Genomic DNA, 2568 nt, shown 5'->3' with positions numbered 1-2568 from the left:
AATCTCTGTTTGACATAATTAATCCTCCTAATATGCTAAGGACAAATATCAAATTAATTATATCAGATACTTTGCAAGACTAACTTCTGTTTAAGTAAAAAAACGGAAGTTACTTTTTCAATTTACACTTATAGAAATTAATAACATTTTTTATAAATTTTCATTTTTTAATTTACATTTTTTACTATTTATGTATAATTATCTTATGTAGTAATAAACTTAGACTCTCTTTACATTATATAGAGACTTTAAGATTGGAGGGTATAATGATAAAAACAAAACTTAATCTAATTACAATTTGGACAAATAATGTAAACTTAATGAAGGATTTTTATAATAGTGCTCTTGGATTTACTATTAAAAGTGATCTTGGAAATTATGTAGAATTTGAAAATGAAGGAGTTAAATTTGCTCTTTGCTCACGTGAAGTTATGTACGATTACAATAATGAATATAAGGATAAAGCTTGTGGTCAATCTTTTGAGTTGTCTTTTTCATGTAAAACTCCTGATGAAGTAGATGAGACTTTTAATAAATTAATTTCTAAAGGGGCAACTCCAATTCATAAACCTAAAACAATGGCTTTAAATCAAAGAACTGCGCTATTTGCAGATCCTGATGGAAATATACATGAACTCTTTTCGGAAATAAAGTAACTGTTCAAAAGATATGTACTATATTAGCAATATTAATTATGATTTAAGTATTTTAATCTATATTGATACTACATAAATTGCTAGTATATATTATGCTAGAGGCTCAACCTCTAGCTTTTTTACTCATATTTTATTTTAATTCAGTAAATACGCCTTCCTTAAAATAGATATTATTAAAATATATAAAGTAACTTTTAATATGTTATTCCATTAATGCAATATCCGTTAATTTATTAGATTTTATACTAACTTTAAAAATTTGGTAATTTTCTAATAGATTTTCATTTCTCCATCTCATCATACTTAAATTCAATAATAGATACTGTTGTTCTAAATTCTATATGTTTTAAATTGCTATATAATACTTACTTTAGGATATTATTCAATAAATCCTATCATTAATTACAATATTTTCCAGAAAATAATTTTATTTAATGCATTTATATTTATGAAGTTCATCAATAATTCAATTGCAATTAATTTTTTCCATATCATAATTATATTAATAAAATAAAAAGAATTTACATTAAATCTTACTTTAACATAAATTCTTTTTTATGGCATTTAAGAATTTGTTTTTTTCACAATCGTTGGAAAATGATTTTATAGGTACTATTGCGAAAATATTAAAATTTTCCTCAAATATTAAAATTCTTTTTTTGTAAATTATTACATTTGATATATCTTGAAAACTTAATTCAGATTTATTATCATTTTTAAACATAACAATTTTATCATTTTTTATCTTTAATACTCTTTTACTATATAAATATTCATTAGTTATATAATTTTTTTCTAATTTATGCTTTAATTCAACTTTAATAATAATAGGTACAAAAGTTAACCATAATATGCTTAAAATTATTGCAAAAATCGAAAATATATATAAATTTTCATAGTTATAATTAAAATACCACAAGAAAGCAGGTAATATTATTAATATATATCCATATTTGAAAAAATAATTTTTTAACCTTCTATCCTTTAACTTCATATTTAGATAAAAATTCAACTCTATTAAATCCTCTACTGTATTTTTGTATTTTACTTCCACATAATCACCTAATTAATAATTTTTTTCATTTGCATATATAATTATATCAATTTATTCTAAATTAATCTATGCCAATATATTACAATTAGGGTGTTTATCCTAAGAGTGTTTTAATTCAACAATTTATGGTCTATTACTTTAAAAATTTATTGTATTCCTAATAAATTCAATTTATCCTTTTAATTATTTCTAAACCATATTTATTTAGTAAATCTATATCTATATCAGTATAAAACTCAAGAAGTTGACTTAATACTATGTTAGATTCAGTTTTATAGCTAAGCACTCTTCCTTTTGATTCCCTCCTAAAATCACTCCATGTCCAAAGATGTGCAGTCCCATTAATTGCTTTAAGCTCGTATATATATTTGTTAGACTTTAGAATATATTCTAATAATGATACTCTTATATTGTTTCTATCTGAAATAAACTCTTGAGGATAAGAATTTATAATTTTTTTTGTTTCTTCATCTAAATTTGAATATTTAATATATAACTCTTTAAATTTTCCCATTGAAATACTCCATTTTTAATTCTATTTATAATGTTATAGTATATATTATACCATCTTATTTATGAAATTAACTTTATTCTAATATGTTTCTATTAATATTACTTAGCTTAATATTACTTTTTCTTATAACTTATAAAATATAAATTCATTTAAAAAGTGGATATATAAAAAAATCTTTAAGTAAGCAAAATCAATGGTTTAAAAGGGGCTCGCGAAATAAACTGATACCTATAGACTAGACACTTAAATAAAAGGGTTTATGTCTATAGGTATTTTTTATATAATTAAATAAATAGATGGAGGTTGCTGAATGGGTAGATTTTTATTAACGAGAGAAGATATAG

The 2568-nt window shown here is 21.7% G+C and carries 3 protein-coding genes; 1 reads left to right on the top strand and 2 read right to left on the bottom strand.

Annotation, left to right across the window (positions count from 1 at the left end; translation table 11 throughout):
* Positions 1-269: 269 nt before the first annotated feature.
* Positions 270-656 carry a VOC family protein gene (locus NSA50_RS19600; protein WP_195263199.1) on the top strand — a complete coding sequence of 129 codons (387 nt, stop codon included), beginning with the start codon at positions 270-272 and terminating at the stop codon, positions 654-656.
* A 538-nt stretch (positions 657-1194) separates the two neighbouring features.
* Here NSA50_RS19600 and NSA50_RS19595 read toward each other — a convergent pair.
* Together NSA50_RS19595 and NSA50_RS19590 are read right to left on the bottom strand one after the other, a co-directional pair.
* Positions 1195-1710, bottom strand: a complete 516-nt coding sequence (locus tag NSA50_RS19595) for a hypothetical protein (RefSeq protein ID WP_195263094.1) — start codon at positions 1708-1710, stop codon at positions 1195-1197.
* A 166-nt stretch (positions 1711-1876) separates the two neighbouring features.
* On the bottom strand, positions 1877-2224 hold the full coding sequence (locus NSA50_RS19590) for a hypothetical protein (RefSeq protein ID WP_195428195.1): 348 nt from the start codon (positions 2222-2224) through the stop codon (positions 1877-1879).
* Positions 2225-2568 lie beyond the last annotated feature (344 nt).

The sequence above is a fragment of the Clostridium mucosae genome, assembly GCF_024622765.1.
In the GTDB taxonomy this organism is placed as follows: Bacteria; Bacillota; Clostridia; order Clostridiales; family Clostridiaceae; genus Clostridium.
The sequence above is the reverse complement of the archived record's forward strand: the minus strand, read 5'-3'. Positions and strand labels throughout refer to the sequence as shown.